Source organism: Streptomyces sp. CB02400, assembly GCF_001905725.1.
Classification (GTDB): domain Bacteria; phylum Actinomycetota; class Actinomycetes; order Streptomycetales; family Streptomycetaceae; genus Streptomyces; species Streptomyces atrovirens.
Genome location: NZ_LIWB01000003.1, coordinates 528,388 through 542,063, shown reverse-complemented (window position 1 = coordinate 542,063; position 13,676 = coordinate 528,388). Strand labels below are relative to the sequence as shown.

The 13,676-nt window shown below is 71.3% G+C and carries 13 protein-coding genes; 7 read left to right on the top strand and 6 right to left on the bottom strand.

Going from position 1 to position 13,676, the window contains the following annotated elements:
* Window positions 1–59: 59 nt before the first annotated feature.
* Window positions 60–362: an MTH1187 family thiamine-binding protein gene (locus AMK33_RS10645; RefSeq protein WP_073932534.1), complete on the bottom strand. Its 303-nt coding sequence runs from the start codon at window positions 360–362 to the stop codon at window positions 60–62.
* On the bottom strand, window positions 359–703 hold the full coding sequence (locus AMK33_RS10640; RefSeq protein WP_073932533.1) for a DUF3817 domain-containing protein: 345 nt from the start codon (window positions 701–703) through the stop codon (window positions 359–361). The genes AMK33_RS10645 and AMK33_RS10640 overlap by 4 nt, the downstream gene beginning before the upstream one ends.
* 205 nt (window positions 704–908) lie before the next feature.
* On the opposite strand from AMK33_RS10640, the gene AMK33_RS10635 reads away from it, so the two are divergent.
* The 4 genes from AMK33_RS10635 (at window position 909) to AMK33_RS10620 (ending at window position 3,540) form a co-directional block, all read left to right on the top strand.
* On the top strand, window positions 909–1,541 hold the full coding sequence (locus tag AMK33_RS10635) for an AIM24 family protein (protein WP_073932532.1): 633 nt from the start codon (window positions 909–911) through the stop codon (window positions 1,539–1,541).
* A gap of 1 nt (window position 1,542) precedes the next feature.
* A complete protein-coding gene (locus AMK33_RS10630; RefSeq protein ID WP_073932531.1) occupies window positions 1,543–2,193 on the top strand; it encodes an AIM24 family protein in 651 nt (216 codons plus the stop codon).
* Window positions 2,190–2,966, top strand: a complete 777-nt coding sequence (locus tag AMK33_RS10625; RefSeq protein ID WP_073932530.1) for an AIM24 family protein — start codon at window positions 2,190–2,192, stop codon at window positions 2,964–2,966. Before AMK33_RS10630 ends, AMK33_RS10625 begins: the two co-directional genes overlap by 4 nt.
* A gap of 97 nt (window positions 2,967–3,063) precedes the next feature.
* Window positions 3,064–3,540, top strand: coding sequence for a MarR family winged helix-turn-helix transcriptional regulator (locus AMK33_RS10620; RefSeq protein WP_073932529.1), 477 nt, complete (start codon window positions 3,064–3,066; stop codon window positions 3,538–3,540).
* Window positions 3,541–3,552: 12 nt separating this feature from the next.
* Here AMK33_RS10620 and AMK33_RS10615 read toward each other — a convergent pair whose 3' ends face one another.
* A complete protein-coding gene (locus tag AMK33_RS10615; protein WP_073932528.1) occupies window positions 3,553–4,980 on the bottom strand; it encodes a sensor histidine kinase in 1,428 nt (475 codons plus the stop codon).
* Complete coding sequence (locus AMK33_RS10610; protein WP_073932527.1) at window positions 4,977–5,696, bottom strand: response regulator transcription factor; 720 nt, start codon at window positions 5,694–5,696, stop codon at window positions 4,977–4,979. Before AMK33_RS10610 ends, AMK33_RS10615 begins: the two co-directional genes overlap by 4 nt.
* Before the next feature lie 115 nt (window positions 5,697–5,811).
* On the opposite strand from AMK33_RS10610, the gene AMK33_RS10605 reads away from it, so the two are divergent.
* A complete protein-coding gene (locus AMK33_RS10605; RefSeq protein ID WP_073932526.1) occupies window positions 5,812–6,489 on the top strand; it encodes a PepSY domain-containing protein in 678 nt (225 codons plus the stop codon).
* A gap of 104 nt (window positions 6,490–6,593) precedes the next feature.
* Here AMK33_RS10605 and meaB read toward each other — a convergent pair whose 3' ends face one another.
* Together meaB and AMK33_RS10595 are read right to left on the bottom strand one after the other, a co-directional pair.
* The gene (gene meaB, locus AMK33_RS10600; protein ID WP_073932525.1) at window positions 6,594–7,568 is read right to left on the bottom strand and encodes a methylmalonyl Co-A mutase-associated GTPase MeaB; all 975 of its coding nucleotides are present in this window, start codon (window positions 7,566–7,568) and stop codon (window positions 6,594–6,596) included.
* Between the two features lie 42 nt (window positions 7,569–7,610).
* Window positions 7,611–8,834: an acetyl-CoA C-acetyltransferase gene (locus tag AMK33_RS10595; protein WP_073932524.1), complete on the bottom strand. Its 1,224-nt coding sequence runs from the start codon at window positions 8,832–8,834 to the stop codon at window positions 7,611–7,613.
* 147 nt (window positions 8,835–8,981) lie between these two features.
* On the opposite strand from AMK33_RS10595, the gene mce reads away from it, so the two are divergent.
* Together mce and scy are read left to right on the top strand one after the other, a co-directional pair.
* On the top strand, window positions 8,982–9,422 hold the full coding sequence (mce, locus tag AMK33_RS10590) for a methylmalonyl-CoA epimerase (protein WP_073932523.1): 441 nt from the start codon (window positions 8,982–8,984) through the stop codon (window positions 9,420–9,422).
* A 229-nt stretch (window positions 9,423–9,651) separates the two neighbouring features.
* Window positions 9,652–13,530: a polarized growth protein Scy gene (scy, locus tag AMK33_RS10585; protein ID WP_073932522.1), complete on the top strand. Its 3,879-nt coding sequence runs from the start codon at window positions 9,652–9,654 to the stop codon at window positions 13,528–13,530.
* Window positions 13,531–13,676 lie beyond the last annotated feature (146 nt).

The window sequence follows — 13,676 nt, the reverse complement described above, 5'->3', positions numbered from 1 at the left end:
CAGACCCTACCGGCCGGTCATATGTCGGTCAGCCCTGTCTCACTCATCGGTCCCGTCGGTCAGCCGTCGCGTTGCGCCAGATGCCTTTCGACGGTCTCCACCTTGGACGTGAGACCGTCCTCCACACCCGGGCGGACGTCCGCCTTGAGGACGAGGGAGACGCGCGGTGCGCGCGCCTCCACCGCGGCCACGGCGCGCCTGACCACGTCCATGACCTCGTCCCACTCACCCTCGATCGAGGTGAACATCGCGTCGGTGCGGTTCGGGAGACCGGATTCGCGGACCACGCGCACGGCGTCGGCGACGTACTCCCCCACGTCCTCGCCGACACCGAGCGGTGTCACGGAGAAGGCGACGATCACGCGCCCACGACCCCTTCGTTACGGGCGCGGGAGGCGATCACCGCGTCCTCGGCCTCGCGCTTGAGGCGGCGGTCGGCGAAGAAGCCGCCGGTGGGCAGGACCGACATCAGGAAGTAGAAGGCGGCGGTCCCCAGCGACCACTTGGCGCGGTTCCAGGCGTCGGCCCAGAAGAGCACGTAGAGGACGAAGAGGAAGCCGTGGACCGCGCCCATCACCGGGACGGCGTTGAAGTCCGTGGTCCGCTTGAGGACCGAGCAGACGAGCAGCAGCAGGAACGAGATCGCTTCGGGGCCCGAGACCAGGCGGAGGCGGCGGAGGGCGGAGGCGGTCTTGATGTCCACGGGTCACCTTCGGTGGGAGAGACGTCGGCGTCTACGGGTCGGACGGCTTGTGAACGCACGCACAAGCGCCCCGCCATTGTGGCAAACGCCGTCCGCGATCACCGGAGGGGGGCCACGCATCCCGTAAGGGGGCGGTCAGGGTGCGACTCCACCTTCGGGATCTGTCGGTGGGGGCGAAGGTGCGGCTACCGTCGCAAGCGTGGCGATGTTCCGACTTCAGAGCAGCAAGGTGCTCGCCGTCGACATGACCGGGGACGCCGTGAAGGCGAAGAACGGCTCCATGGTCGCGTACGACGGTGAGATGGCCTTCAAGAAGCTCAGCGGTGGTGGTGAGGGGCTGAGGGGGATGGTGACCCGCAGGCTCACGGGCGAGCAGATGACCCTGATGGAGGTGAAGGGGCACGGGACCTGCTTTTTCGCGGACCGGGCCTCCGAGATCAATCTGGTGGGCCTGCAGGGCGACAAGCTGTACGTGGAGTCCAGCAACCTGCTGGCGACCGACGGCGGGCTGCGCACGGGGACGAGTTTCACGGGGATGCGCGGGGCCTCGCAGGGCAACGGGCTGTTCACGACCACGGTCGAGGGGCACGGCCAGGCGGCGCTCCTGTCGGACGGGCCGGCGGTGCTGCTCCGGGTCAGCCCGCAGTACCCGCTGACGGTCGACCCCGGCGCCTATGTGGCCCACCAGGGGAACCTGCGGCAGTCCTTCCAGTCGGGTGTGACCTTCCGCACGCTGATGGGCGAGGGCGGCGGCGAGGCCTTCCAGATCCGGTTCGAGGGCGACGGGCTGGTCTACGTGCAGCCCAGTGAGCGGAACACGATCGCGGGGGACGTCTGACATGGGCTTCCGGGAGATCAACGCGAAGATGATCGAGGCGACCGTGTCGCCCGGTCAGCGGCTGTTCAGTCAGCGCGGCGCGATGCTCGCGTACAAGGGGGAGGTCAGCTTCACCCCGAACATGGCCGGCGGTCAGGGCGGGGTGATGTCGATGATCGGGCGGCGGGTCGCCAACGAGGACACGCCCCTGATGTCCGTCGAGGGCAGCGGCACCGTCCTGTTCGGGCACGGCGGCCATCACGTGCAAGTGATCGACCTCGCCGGGGACACCCTGTACGTCGAGGCCGACCGGCTGCTGGCCTTCGAGGGCACGCTGGAGCAGGGCACGGTGTTCCTCGGCTCGCAGGGCGGGGTGATGGGCATGGTGCGGGGGCAGGTCTCCGGGCAGGGGCTGTTCACCACCTCGCTGAAGGGACACGGCTCCGTCGCCGTGATGGCCCACGGAGGGGTCATCGAGGTCCCGATCACCCCGCAGCGGCCGGTGCACGTCGACCCGCAGGCCTACGTCGCCCACCACGGTGACGTCCGCAACAAGCTGTCGACCGCCCTCGGCTGGCGGGACATGGTGGGCCGCGGCTCCGGCGAGGCGTTCCAGTTGGAGCTGAGCGGCAGCGGTGCCGTGTACGTCCAGGCGTCGGAGGAGAAGCTGTGAGCAACACCGTCCACGACCCGGCGACGCTGCCGTCCGACGACAACGTCGATCACTACACCTTCTGCGTGGAGCTCAAGGGCACCCAGTGGTTCATGCAGAAGGGGAAGATGATCGCCTACTACGGTTCGATCGAGTTCAACGGGATCGGGCACGGGCGACTCGACCGACTTGTCCGTACGTCGTTCCATTCGCCACTGCACGCGAGCGACTGGGTCGTGGCGGAGGGCTCGGGCAAGATGCTCCTCGCCGACCGGGCCTTCGATGTGAATTCGTACGACCTCGAGGACGGCAACCTGACCATTCGCTCGGGCAACCTCCTCGCTTTTCAGCCAAGTCTCGCGCTCAAGCAGTCGATCGTGCCGGGTTTTCTGACGCTGATCGGAACCGGAAAGTTCGTGGCCGCCTCCAACGGTCCGGTGGTGTTCATGGAACCTCCCATCCGGGTGGATCCGCAGGCGCTGGTCGGATGGGCGGACTGCCCCTCCCCGTGCCACCACTACGACCACGGTTACATGACCGGCCTGATGGGCGGTCTACGTGCGATGACGGGCCTCGGCGGGGCCTCCGGCGAGGAGCACCAGTTCGAGTTCGTGGGGGCGGGCACGGTGCTGCTCCAGTCGTCCGAGACGCTGATGGCGGAGCAGGCCACGGGGGTGACTCCGAACGAGCCGGGGGTGCCCGGGGGCGGGGTTCCGGGTGGCCACGGGCAGGGGGCGGGCACACCGCGTCTTCCCGGACAGCTGGGAGACCTCCAGCGTCGCTTCGGGCTGTGAGCGGTAGTGTGCGGGGTGTGACATCGAACGCCTGCGCGCGGTGTCACACGGAAGCCTTATTAGTTCGCCATTCAACTTTCTTAGGTAGACTTCATTCATGGAGACCGAGACGGCCACCCGCTGGCTGACCAATGCGGAGCAGTGCGCCTGGCGCACCCACCTGGAGGTCAACAGGCTGTTGACGTACCAGCTCGAGAAGGATCTGCAGCCGTTCGGCCTGACGATGAACGATTACGAGATCCTGGTGAACCTGTCCGAGTCGGAGGACCGGCGGATGCGGATGAGCGACCTCGCCTCCGCCACCATGCAGTCCAAGAGCCGCCTCTCGCACCAGATCACCCGCATGGAGAACGCGAACCTGGTCCGGCGGGAGAACTGCGAGTCCGACCGCCGCGGGCTGTACGCGGTCCTCACCGACCACGGCATGGAGACCATGCAGAAGGTCGCCCCGCACCATGTGGCGTCCGTGCGCCGGCACTTCATCGACCTGCTCTCCCCCGAGGCCCTCACCGAGCTCGACAAGGCCCTCAAGCCCATCGCCGAGCATCTGCGGGGGCAGCGGGGGCGTCACTGACGGCCCTCGGGCTCAGCGGGCGAGCGGCAGGCGGAGTTCGAACAGGGCTCCGCCGGTCGGCGCCGCGGACGCCGTGAGCGTCCCGCCGTGCCGTACGGCGACATCCCGCGCGATCGCCAGCCCCAGCCCCGCGCCACCGTCGTCGCGGCTGCGGGCGGCGTCCAGCCGTACGAACCGCTCGAAGATCCGCTCCCGGTCGGCCTCGGCCACACCCTCGCCGTCGTCGGCCACACCCAGGACCGCCCAGTCACCCTCCCGCCGTACGGTCACGGTGACCCGCTCGCGGGCGTGCCGCCGGCCGTTGTCCAGCAGATTGGCGAGCACTCGCCCCAACTGTCCCCGCGATCCGGTCACCTCCGCCGGCTCCGCGTCCACCGTCACGCCCGTACGGCCCGCGGCCTCCTCGCGGGCCAGCGCGGACAGGTCGACCCGGGCGTCGGCGGGCCGCTCCCCCGCGTCCAGCCGGGCAAGCAGCAGCAGGTCGGCGGCGAGGTGCTGGAGCCGCACGGTGTCCTCGACGGCACCGTCCAGGTCCAGCAGCTCGGGGTGGGCGGCGGCCACCTCCAACTGGGTGCGCAGGGACGCGATCGGGCTGCGCAGCTCGTGCGAGGCGTCGGCGACGAACCTCCGCTGCCGCTCCACGGACGCCTCCAGCGCGGCCAGTGTCTCGTTGGTGGTGCGGGCGAGACGGGCGATCTCGTCGTGCGTGGCCGGTTCGGGGACGCGGCGGGCGAGGTCCTCGGAGGCGGTGATCGCGGCCATCTCGCTCCGGATGCCCTCCACCGGGCGCAACGCCCGGCCGGTGACCAGCCAGGTCACCGCACCGACGACCGTCAGGAGCAGCGGGAAGCCGATGAGCATCACGGTCAGCGCGGTCCGCACGGCGCTGTGTTCGGCGGCGAGGGGGGCGCCCGCGTGGACGGTGAGGCGGCCCCGGTCGTCGGTCTCCACCTCCACGGCGGCGAAGCGGTAGTCCTCGGTGTCGCCGTCGATGGTCGCCGAGCCGTTGCTGAAGGTGGTCTCGGCGGAGATCTCGCCGGGGGCGAGGGACTCACCGGAATCGTCGTCGGAGTCGTCGGAGTCGTCGCCGGAGTCGTCGTCATCGTCCGGCTTCGGCGACTGCGGGGTCACGTCGGTCGTCGCCGTGCCGGTGATCCGTCGCAGGTCCTCGCTCACCGCGACCAGTCGTCCGTCCGCGTCGACGATCTGCACCGGGCTGTCGTCGCCGTCCAGCCCCGACAGTTTGTCGTACGGCGTCCGGGCGGCGAGTTCGGAGGCGACCGCCCGCGCGGAGCGTTCCGCCTGGGTGCCCGCCTCGCCGATCAGGTTGGAGCGCAGCGACAGCAGCACGGCGGTGCCGGCCGCGACGAGGGCGACCGCGACCACGAGGGTGGCGCCGAGCGTCGCCCGCGCGCGGACCGAGCCGAACAGGCGGCTCACGAAGCCGTCTCCAGGCGGTAACCGGCGCCGCGCACGGTACGGATGAGACCGGCGCGCAGTTTGCGGCGCAGGGCGCTGACGTAGACCTCGACGATGTTGGGGTCGCCCTCGTAGGCGAAGTCCCAGACGTGTTCGAGGATGTCGGCCTTGGAGACCACCTCGCCGGCCCGCAGCACCAGGTGTTCGAGGACCGAGAACTCCTTCGCGGTCAGGGTCACTTCGTCCTCGCCCAGGAAGACCCGGCGGGCGGCGGTGTCCACCTTGAGGTCGCCGTGCACATGGACCGGGGAGGCCCCGGCGCCCTGCCGGCGGCGCAGCAGCGCCTTGATCCTGGCGACGAGGACGACGTACGAGAACGGCTTGGTGAGGTAGTCGTCGGCGCCGGTGTCGAGGCCCTCGGCCTCGTCGTACTCGCCGTCCTTCGCCGTGAGCATCAGGATCGGCACGTCGTGGCCGGCGGCGCGCAGGGCGGCGCAGACCCGGTAGCCGTTCAGGCCGGGCAGCATGATGTCGAGGATCAGGAGGTCGTACGTCCCCTCCGTGGCCCGGTGCAGGCCCTCCCGGCCGTCGTGGACGACGTCCACGGCGTAGCCCTCGGCGGTGAGGCCCTTGGCGAGGGAGAGGGCGAGGCGTTTTTCGTCCTCCACGATCAGGAGTCGAAAGGGGCGGCGCGAAGCGCCTCCGGCAGGGTGGTGGTGGGAGACGGGCGGGCGCATGGGTCAAGGGTCGCAAAGCGAACCTGAAGATCCCTTCAGGCGGTTTCAGGTTCTCCTCAGCGTCGGTCGGCGAGATTGAAGACGTCGAAAACGAAGCGACTCGGGAGGAAACAGCATGAAGCGCAACATCGTGATCGCCGTCGTCACGGCCGCGGCCCTGGTCGGGGGCGGTACGGCTACGGCCCTCGCGGTCTCGGGGAGCGACGACGGGGCGGCGTCGGTGGCGCAGACGGAGAGCCGGGTGGGGGATGACGACGGGCGGGACGACGACGGGCGGGACGACGACGACAGTCGTAACGACGACGACAGTCGTGACGACGACCGTGACGAGCGTGCCGTCTCCGGTGACGTGACCGCCGCCGACGCCATCGCCGCCGCGCTGAAGCACACGCCGGGTACGGCCGTCTCCGCCGAGCTGGACGACGACGATGACGACAACGGCGGCAAGGCGGTCTGGGAGGTCGACGTCCTCGGTGGTGGGGACGGCTGGTACAGCGTGCGCGTCGATCCGGGCAACGGGAAGGTCCTGGGCGCCTCGAAGGACGACGAGGACGACGCCGACGAGGTGCGGGCCGCGTTGAAGGGGGCGTCGGTGACGGCCGGGGAGGCCGCGAAGGCGGCTGCCGCCAAGGGGACGGTGACGTCGGTGGATCTGGACGACGACGATGACAAGGGGTGGGAGGCCGAGACGCGGGCCTCCTCCGGGGGTGAGCGGGACTGGCGGGTCGATCTGGGCAGCGGCTCTGTCACGGCTGACCGGGACGACGACGGGGGCGACTCGGACGACGACTGATTGTTTTCGCCCCCGCCGCCCCTTCCCGTCCCGTCCCTGGGGGCTGTGCCCCCAGGCCCCCCTTTGTCCTCAAACGCCGGACGGGCCGGTCGGTGCCGGACGGGCTAGTCGGTACCGGACGGGCCGGCAGCAGTCAGGCCCTCCACCAGTTCGTCCGCCGCCCGGTACGGGTCCAGATCCCCCGCGATGATGCGTTCCGCCAGGGCGTCCAGGCGGCGGTCGCCGTGGAGGTCGCCGATGCGTTCGCGGAGGGCCGTCACCGCGATGGTCTCGACCTCTCGGGAGGCTCGGGCCAGGCGGCGGGTCGTCAGGACGCCCCCCTCCTCCATCCAGGCGCGGTGCTTCTCCAGGGCCTCGACGACCTCGTCGACGCCCTCGCCCCGCGCGGCGACCGTCTTCACGATCGGGGGGCGCCAGTCGCCGGGGGCGCGGGACTCGCCGAGGCCCAGCATGTGGTTCAGTTCGCGGGCGGTGGCGTCGGCGCCGTCGCGGTCGGCCTTGTTGACGACGTAGACGTCGCCGATCTCCAGGATTCCGGCCTTCGCCGCCTGGATGCCGTCGCCCATGCCGGGGGCCAGGAGCACCACCGACGTGTCGGCCTGGGAGGCGATCTCGACCTCCGACTGTCCCACGCCCACCGTCTCGACCAGGATCACGTCGCAGCCGGCCGCGTCCAGGACGCGGATGGCCTGCGGGGCCGCCCACGCCAGGCCGCCCAGGTGGCCTCGCGTGGCCATCGAGCGGATGTAGACGCCCGGGTCGGAGGCGTGCTCCGACATGCGGACGCGGTCGCCGAGCAGGGCTCCGCCGGAGAAGGGGGAGGACGGGTCGACGGCAAGGACGCCTACCCGCTTGCCCTGTTTGCGGTACGCGGTCACCAGGGCGGAGGTGGACGTGGACTTGCCTACGCCCGGGGAGCCGGTGAGGCCGACCACGTACGCGTTCCCGGTCAGCGGCGCCAGGGCCGCCATGACCTCCCTGAGCTGCGGGGACGCCCCCTCCACCAGGGAGATCAGCCGGGCCACGGCCCGTGGCCTGCCTTCCCTGGCCTGGGCGACCAGCGAGGAGACGTCCTGCATCACAGCTCCGTTCACGAGAAGAAAACCTGTAAAGAAACCGGCTCAGGCCTTGGGTACCCGCACGATCAGCGCGTCACCCTGGCCGCCACCGCCGCACAGCGCCGCCGCGCCGACACCGCCGCCGCGCCGCTTCAGCTCCAGCGCCAGGTGCAGTACGAGCCGGGCGCCGGACATCCCGATCGGGTGACCCAGCGCGATGGCGCCGCCGTTGACGTTCACCTTTTCGGTGGAAACGCCCAGGTCCTTCATTGACTGCACGGCGACCGCGGCGAAGGCCTCGTTGATCTCGATGAGGTCGAGGTCGGAGACCTCCAGGCCCTCTTTCTTGAGGGCGTGCCGGATCGCGTTGGACGGCTGCGACTGGAGGGAGTTGTCGGGACCGGCCACGTTGCCGTGGGCGCCGATCTCGGCGATCCAGTCCAGGCCCAGCTCCTGCGCCTTGGCCTTGCTCATCACGACCACGGCCGCCGCACCGTCCGAGATCTGCGAGGAGGTGCCCGCGGTGATCGTGCCGTCCTTCGAGAAGGCCGGGCGCAGCTTGCCGAGCGACTCGACCGTGGTGTCGCCGCGGATGCCCTCGTCCTTGCTGAACAGGACCGGGTCGCCCTTGCGCTGCGGGATCTCGACCGGGGTGATCTCGGCCTCGTAGATGCCGTTCTTCTGCGCGGCGGCGGCCCGCTGGTGGGACAGGGCCGCGATCTCGTCCTGCTCGGGGCGGGCGATGCCGAGGCGGGTGTTGTGCTTCTCCGTGGACTCGCCCATGGCGATGTTCTCGAAGGAGTCGGTCAGACCGTCGTACGCCATGGCGTCGAGCATCTGCACCGCGCCGTACTTGAAGCCCTCGCGGGACTTCGGGAGCAGGTGCGGGGCGTTGGTCATGGACTCCTGGCCGCCGGCGACGATCACGTCGAACTCGCCGGCGCGGATGAGCTGGTCGGCCAGCGCGATGGCGTCGAGGCCGGAGAGGCACACCTTGTTGACGGTGAGCGCCGGGACGTTCATCGGGATGCCGGCCTTGACGGCGGCCTGGCGGGCCGGGATCTGCCCCGCCCCGGCCTGGAGCACCTGGCCCATGATCACGTACTGGACCTGGTCGCCGCCGATCCCCGCACGGTCGAGGGCGGCCTTGATCGCGAAGCCGCCGAGGTCGGCTCCCGAGAAGGACTTGAGTGAGCCGAGCAGCCGACCCATGGGGGTGCGGGCGCCCGCGACGATGACGGAGGTCGTGCCGTTCGTTGCGGATGGTGCGGAAGTTTCGGAAGACATGAGCTGCGATCCCCTTCCGGCTGCACAGCCGAGGAGTGAACGAGGGTTTACTTCGAATGTACTGACGTGCGGTGGACCACGTCATCGTCCTTTCGGTGTGATCGCGCGCACGTTGCGTAACCGTCGCGGGAGCGCTGCACTGAATCCATGCTGACGCGAATCGACCACATCGGGATCGCCTGTTTCGACCTGGACAAGACCGTGGAGTTCTACCGGGCCACCTACGGCTTCGAGGTGTTCCACTCCGAGGTCAACGAGGAGCAGGGCGTGCGCGAGGCCATGCTCAAGATCAACGACACCTCCGACGGCGGGGCCTCCTATCTGCAGCTCCTCGAGCCGATCCGGGAGGACTCCACCGTCGCCAAGTGGCTGGCGAAGAACGGCGAGGGCGTCCACCACATCGCTTTCGGTACGGCGGACGTGGACACGGAGGCCGCGGACATCAAGGACAAGGGCGTACGCGTTCTCTACGAAGAGCCCCGGCGCGGCTCCATGGGGTCACGAATCACCTTCCTGCACCCCAAGGACTGCCATGGCGTACTGACAGAACTGGTCACTTCGGCGCCCGTTGAGTCGTCCGGGCACTGACCCACGTACATAAGGGCCGGTAGGGTTGGGTCTGGTCGCCGCTCGATGCGTGGTGACCCAGTCCCGTCGTCTTTGGCGGCGGGATCGCCGGGGTCCGGTTTTCGGGGGGCGAGCGCGGGGCGGCAGCCCATGCTCCGCCGTTGATCTGACACCATTCCCCGGGGGCCCCGTTCGGCGGATGGACGGAGCTCGGCCAGACTTGCGACCAGGGGACGGATGGGACCGCGCAGTGCGGGGCTACGAGAGCCAGGAGCGAGAGCCGGCGGCTGACGTCGACCACCTCTCTCGGTTCGAAGCCGAGATGAAGCGGCTGAAGACCGAGCGGGAAAAGGCGATCCAGCACGCCGAGGACCTCGGCTACCAGGTCGAGGTGCTGCGCGCCAAGCTGCACGAGGCGCGGCGCACCATCATGTCCCGGCCCGCGTACGACGGCGGTGACATCGGCTACCAGGCCGAGCAGTTGCTGCGCAACGCGCAGGTGCAGGCCGACCAGCTCCGCGCGGACGCCGAGCGGGAGCTGAGCCAGGCGCGGGCGCAGACCCAGCGGATCCTCCAGGAGCACGCGGAGCAGGCGGCCCGGCTCCAGGCGGAGCTGCACCAGGAGGCGGTGACGCGGCGCCAGCAGCTCGACCAGGAGCTGGCGGAGCGCCGGCAGACCGTCGAGTCGCACGTCAACGAGAACGTGGCGTGGGCGGAGCAGCTCCGTGCCCGCACCGAGCAGCAGGCCCGCCGGCTCCTCGACGAGACCCGCGCGGAGACCGAGCAGGCGATGGCCGCCGCCCGCGCGGAGGCCGAGCGGCTGACGGCCGAGGCCCGGCAGCGGCTGCAGAGCGAGGCGGAGTCGGCCCGCGCGGAGGCGGAGCAGATCCTGCGCCGGGCCCGCGCGGACGCCGAGCGGCTGCTGAACGCCGCCTCGACGCAGGCCCAGGAGGCCACCGACCACGCCGAGCAGCTGCGGACGTCGACGGCCAGCGAGTCGGAGTCCGCGCGCCGTCAGGCGCAGGAGCTCAGCAGGGCCGCCGAGGAGCGGATGTCCCAGGCCGACTCCGCGCTGCGCGAGGCCCGCGCGGAGGCGGAGAAGGTGCTCGCCGAGGCGAAGGAGGCCGCCTCGAAGGCGCTCGCCTCCGCCGAGTCCGCCAACGAGACCCGTACGCGCACCGCCAAGGAGCAGGTGGCGCGGCTGGTCAGCGAGGCCACCAAGGAGGCGGAGACCACCAAGGCGGACGCCGAGCAACTGGTCGCGGACGCCCGCGCGGAGGCCGAGAAGATCGTCGCCGAGGCCTCCGAGAAGGCCCGCACGCTCACCGCCGAAGAAACCGCCACCCAGCTCTCCAAGGCGGCCAAGACCGCCGAGGACGTGCTCAACAAGGCGTCCGAGGAGGCCAAGCAGACCACCAGGGCGGCGGCCGAGGAGGCCGAGCGGATCCGCAGCGAGGCCGAGGCCGAGGCGGACCGGCTGCGCGCCGAGGCGCACGACATCGCCGAGCAGCTCAAGGGCGCGGCGAAGGACGACACCAAGGAGTACCGCGCCAAGACGGTCGAGCTGCAGGAGGAGGCCCGCCGGCTGCGCGGCGAGGCCGAGCAGCTGCGCGCCGACGCGGTCGCCGAGGGCGAGAAGATCCGCGCGGAGGCCCGCAAGGAGGCCGTGGCGCAGATCGAGGAGGCGGCGAAGTCCGCCGAGGAGCTGCTCGCCAAGGCGAAGGCGGACGCCGACGAACTGCGCTCCACCGCGCAGAGCGACAGCGAGAAGGTCCGCACCGAGGCCATCGAGCGCGCCACGACGCTGCGCCGGCAGGCCGAGGAGACGCTGGAGCGCACCCGCCAGGAGGCCGAGCGGCACCGCGCGGAGGTCGTCGAGCAGGCCGACGCGCTCAAGGAGGACGCCGAGCGGGCCGCGCGCGAGCTGCGCGAGGAGACCGAGCTGGCCGTGGAGGCGCGCCGCGCGGAGGCCGCCGGGGAGCTGACGCGGCTGCACACGGAGGCCGAGGAGCGGCTCGCATCGGCCGAGCAGGCGCTGAGCGACGCGCGTGAGGAGGCCGGCCGGATCCGCCGGGAGGCGTCCGAGGAGACCGAGCGGCTGCGCGCGGAGGCCGCCGAGCGGATCCGGACGCTGCGGCAGCAGGCGGAGGCGGAGGCCGAGCGGCTGCGTGACGAGGCCGCCGCGGACGCGTCGGCGTCCCGCGCGGAGGGCGAGTCCGTCGCCGTGCGGCTGCGGTCGGAGGCCGCGGCCGAGGCGGAGCGGCTGAAGTCGGAGGCGCAGGACAGCGCCGACCGGATGCGCGCGGAGGCGCAGGCCGCCGCCGAGCGGATCGGCGCGGAGGCCTCGGAGACGCTGGCCGCCGCGCAGGAGGAGGCCGCCCGGCGCCGCCGCGAGGCCGAGGAACTCCTCGGCGCGGCCCGGCAGGAGGCCGACCAGGAGCGCGAGCGGGCCCGCGAGCAGAGCGAGGAGCTGCTGGCGTCGGCGCGCACCCGCGTGGAGGAGGCGCAGGCCGAGGCCGTACGGCTGGTCGAGGAGGCCGACCGGCGTGCCACCGAGATGGTGTCGGCGGCCGAACAGCACGCCCAGCAGGTGCGGGACTCCGTGGCGGGGCTGCACGAGCAGGCGCAGGAGGAGATCGCCGGGCTGCGCAGCGCCGCCGAGCACGTGGCGGAGCGCACCCGCCGTGAGGCCGAGGAGGAGGCGGACCGGGTCCGTTCCGACGCCTACGCGGAGCGGGAGCGGGCGAGCGAGGACGCAGGCCGGCTGCGGCGCGAGGCGCAGGAGGAGACGGAGGCCGCGAAGGCGCTGGCCGAGCGGACGGTGTCCGAGGCCATCACGGAGGCCGACCGGATCCGTACGGACGTGTCCGAGCACGCCCAGCGGGTGCGTACGGAGGCGTCGGACGCGATCGCCGAGGCGGAGCAGGCCGCGGCGCGCACCCGGGCGGACGCCCGTGAGGACGCCAACCGGATCCGTTCGGACGCGGCGACGCAGGCGGACACCCTCATCACCGAGGCCCGCAGCGAGGCGGAGCGGCTCACCGACGAGACCCTCGCGGAGAGCGAGCGGGTGCGCGCGGAGACGGCCGCCGAGGCCGAGCGGGTGCGGTCGGAGTCGGTGTCCAAGGCGGAGAAGCTGATCGCGGACGCCACCGGGGACGCGGAGCGGCTGCGGGCCGAGGCCGCGGAGACGGTCGGGTCGGCGCAGGCGCACGCGGAGCGGATGCGCCAGGAGGCCGAGCGGGTCAGGTCCGACGCGGAGTCGGAGGCCGAGCGGATGGTGTCCGCCGCGCGCGAGGAGGCGGAGCGGACGCTGGACGAGGCCCGCAAGGACGCCAACAAGCGGCGTTCCGAGGCGGCCGAGCAGGTGGACACGCTCATCACGGAGACCACCGCCGAGGCGGACAAGCTGCTCACCGAGGCGCAGCAGCAGGCGCTGAAGACGACGGCGGAGGCCGAGGCGCAGGCGGACACGATGGTCGGCGCGGCCCGCAGCGAGGCCGACCGGCTGGTCGCCGAGGCGACCGTCGAGGGCAACTCGCGGGTGGAGAAGGCCCGTACGGACGCGGACGAGCTGCTGGTCGGCGCGCGCCGGGACGCCACGCAGATCAGGGAGCGCGCGGAGGAGCTGCGCGACCGGATCACCAGTGAGATCGAGGAGCTGCACGGGCGGGCCCGCCGTGAGGCGGCGGAGACGATGAAGTCGACGGGCGACCGCTGCGACGCGCTCATCAAGGCCGCCGAGGAACAGCTCGCCAAGGCGGAGGCGAAGGCCAAGGAGATCGTCTCCGAGGCCAACTCCGAGGCCGGCAAGGTGCGTATCGCCGCCGTGAAGAAGGCCGAGGGTCTGCTGAAGGAGGCGGAGCAGAAGAAGGCCCGCCTGGTGAAGGAGGCCGAGGAGCTGAAGGCCGAGGCGGTCCGGGAGGCGCGGCGCACGGTCGAGGAGGGCAAGCGCGAGCTGGAGGTGCTGGTGCGGCGCCGCGAGGACATCAACGCGGAGATCTCCCGCGTGCAGGACGTGCTGGAGGCGCTGGAGTCCTTCGAGGCGCCGGGGGGCGCGAAGGACAACGGGGTCAAGGCGGGGGCCGCCGCGGGTGGTACCCGTACGGGTGGCAAGTCAGCGGAATAGCTGGCAAAGCGGACGAAATCCCTTGTAGGGTGAGGGCTTTGATCATGCTTTTGGCAAGCATTGCGGCGGCGAGCCACTCAAAAGGGGTGTCATTCTCCGTATCAAACGTGCATCCGCTCGATGACACAGCGCTTTCGCCCCTAGGA

Bases quoted from the DNA above. Each gene is read 5' to 3' on its own strand.
- AMK33_RS10635 (WP_073932532.1), top strand. From the start codon at position 909: ATGTTCCGACTTCAGAGCAGCAAGGTGCTCGCCGTCGACATGACCGGG.
- AMK33_RS10605 (WP_073932526.1), top strand. From the start codon at position 5,812: ATGAAGCGCAACATCGTGATCGCCGTCGTCACGGCCGCGGCCCTGGTC.
- mce (WP_073932523.1), top strand. From the start codon at position 8,982: ATGCTGACGCGAATCGACCACATCGGGATCGCCTGTTTCGACCTGGAC.
- AMK33_RS10620 (WP_073932529.1), top strand. From the start codon at position 3,064: ATGGAGACCGAGACGGCCACCCGCTGGCTGACCAATGCGGAGCAGTGC.
- AMK33_RS10595 (WP_073932524.1), bottom strand. From the start codon at position 8,834: ATGTCTTCCGAAACTTCCGCACCATCCGCAACGAACGGCACGACCTCC.
- AMK33_RS10630 (WP_073932531.1), top strand. From the start codon at position 1,543: ATGGGCTTCCGGGAGATCAACGCGAAGATGATCGAGGCGACCGTGTCG.
- AMK33_RS10610 (WP_073932527.1), bottom strand. From the start codon at position 5,696: ATGCGCCCGCCCGTCTCCCACCACCACCCTGCCGGAGGCGCTTCGCGC.
- meaB (WP_073932525.1), bottom strand. From the start codon at position 7,568: ATGCAGGACGTCTCCTCGCTGGTCGCCCAGGCCAGGGAAGGCAGGCCA.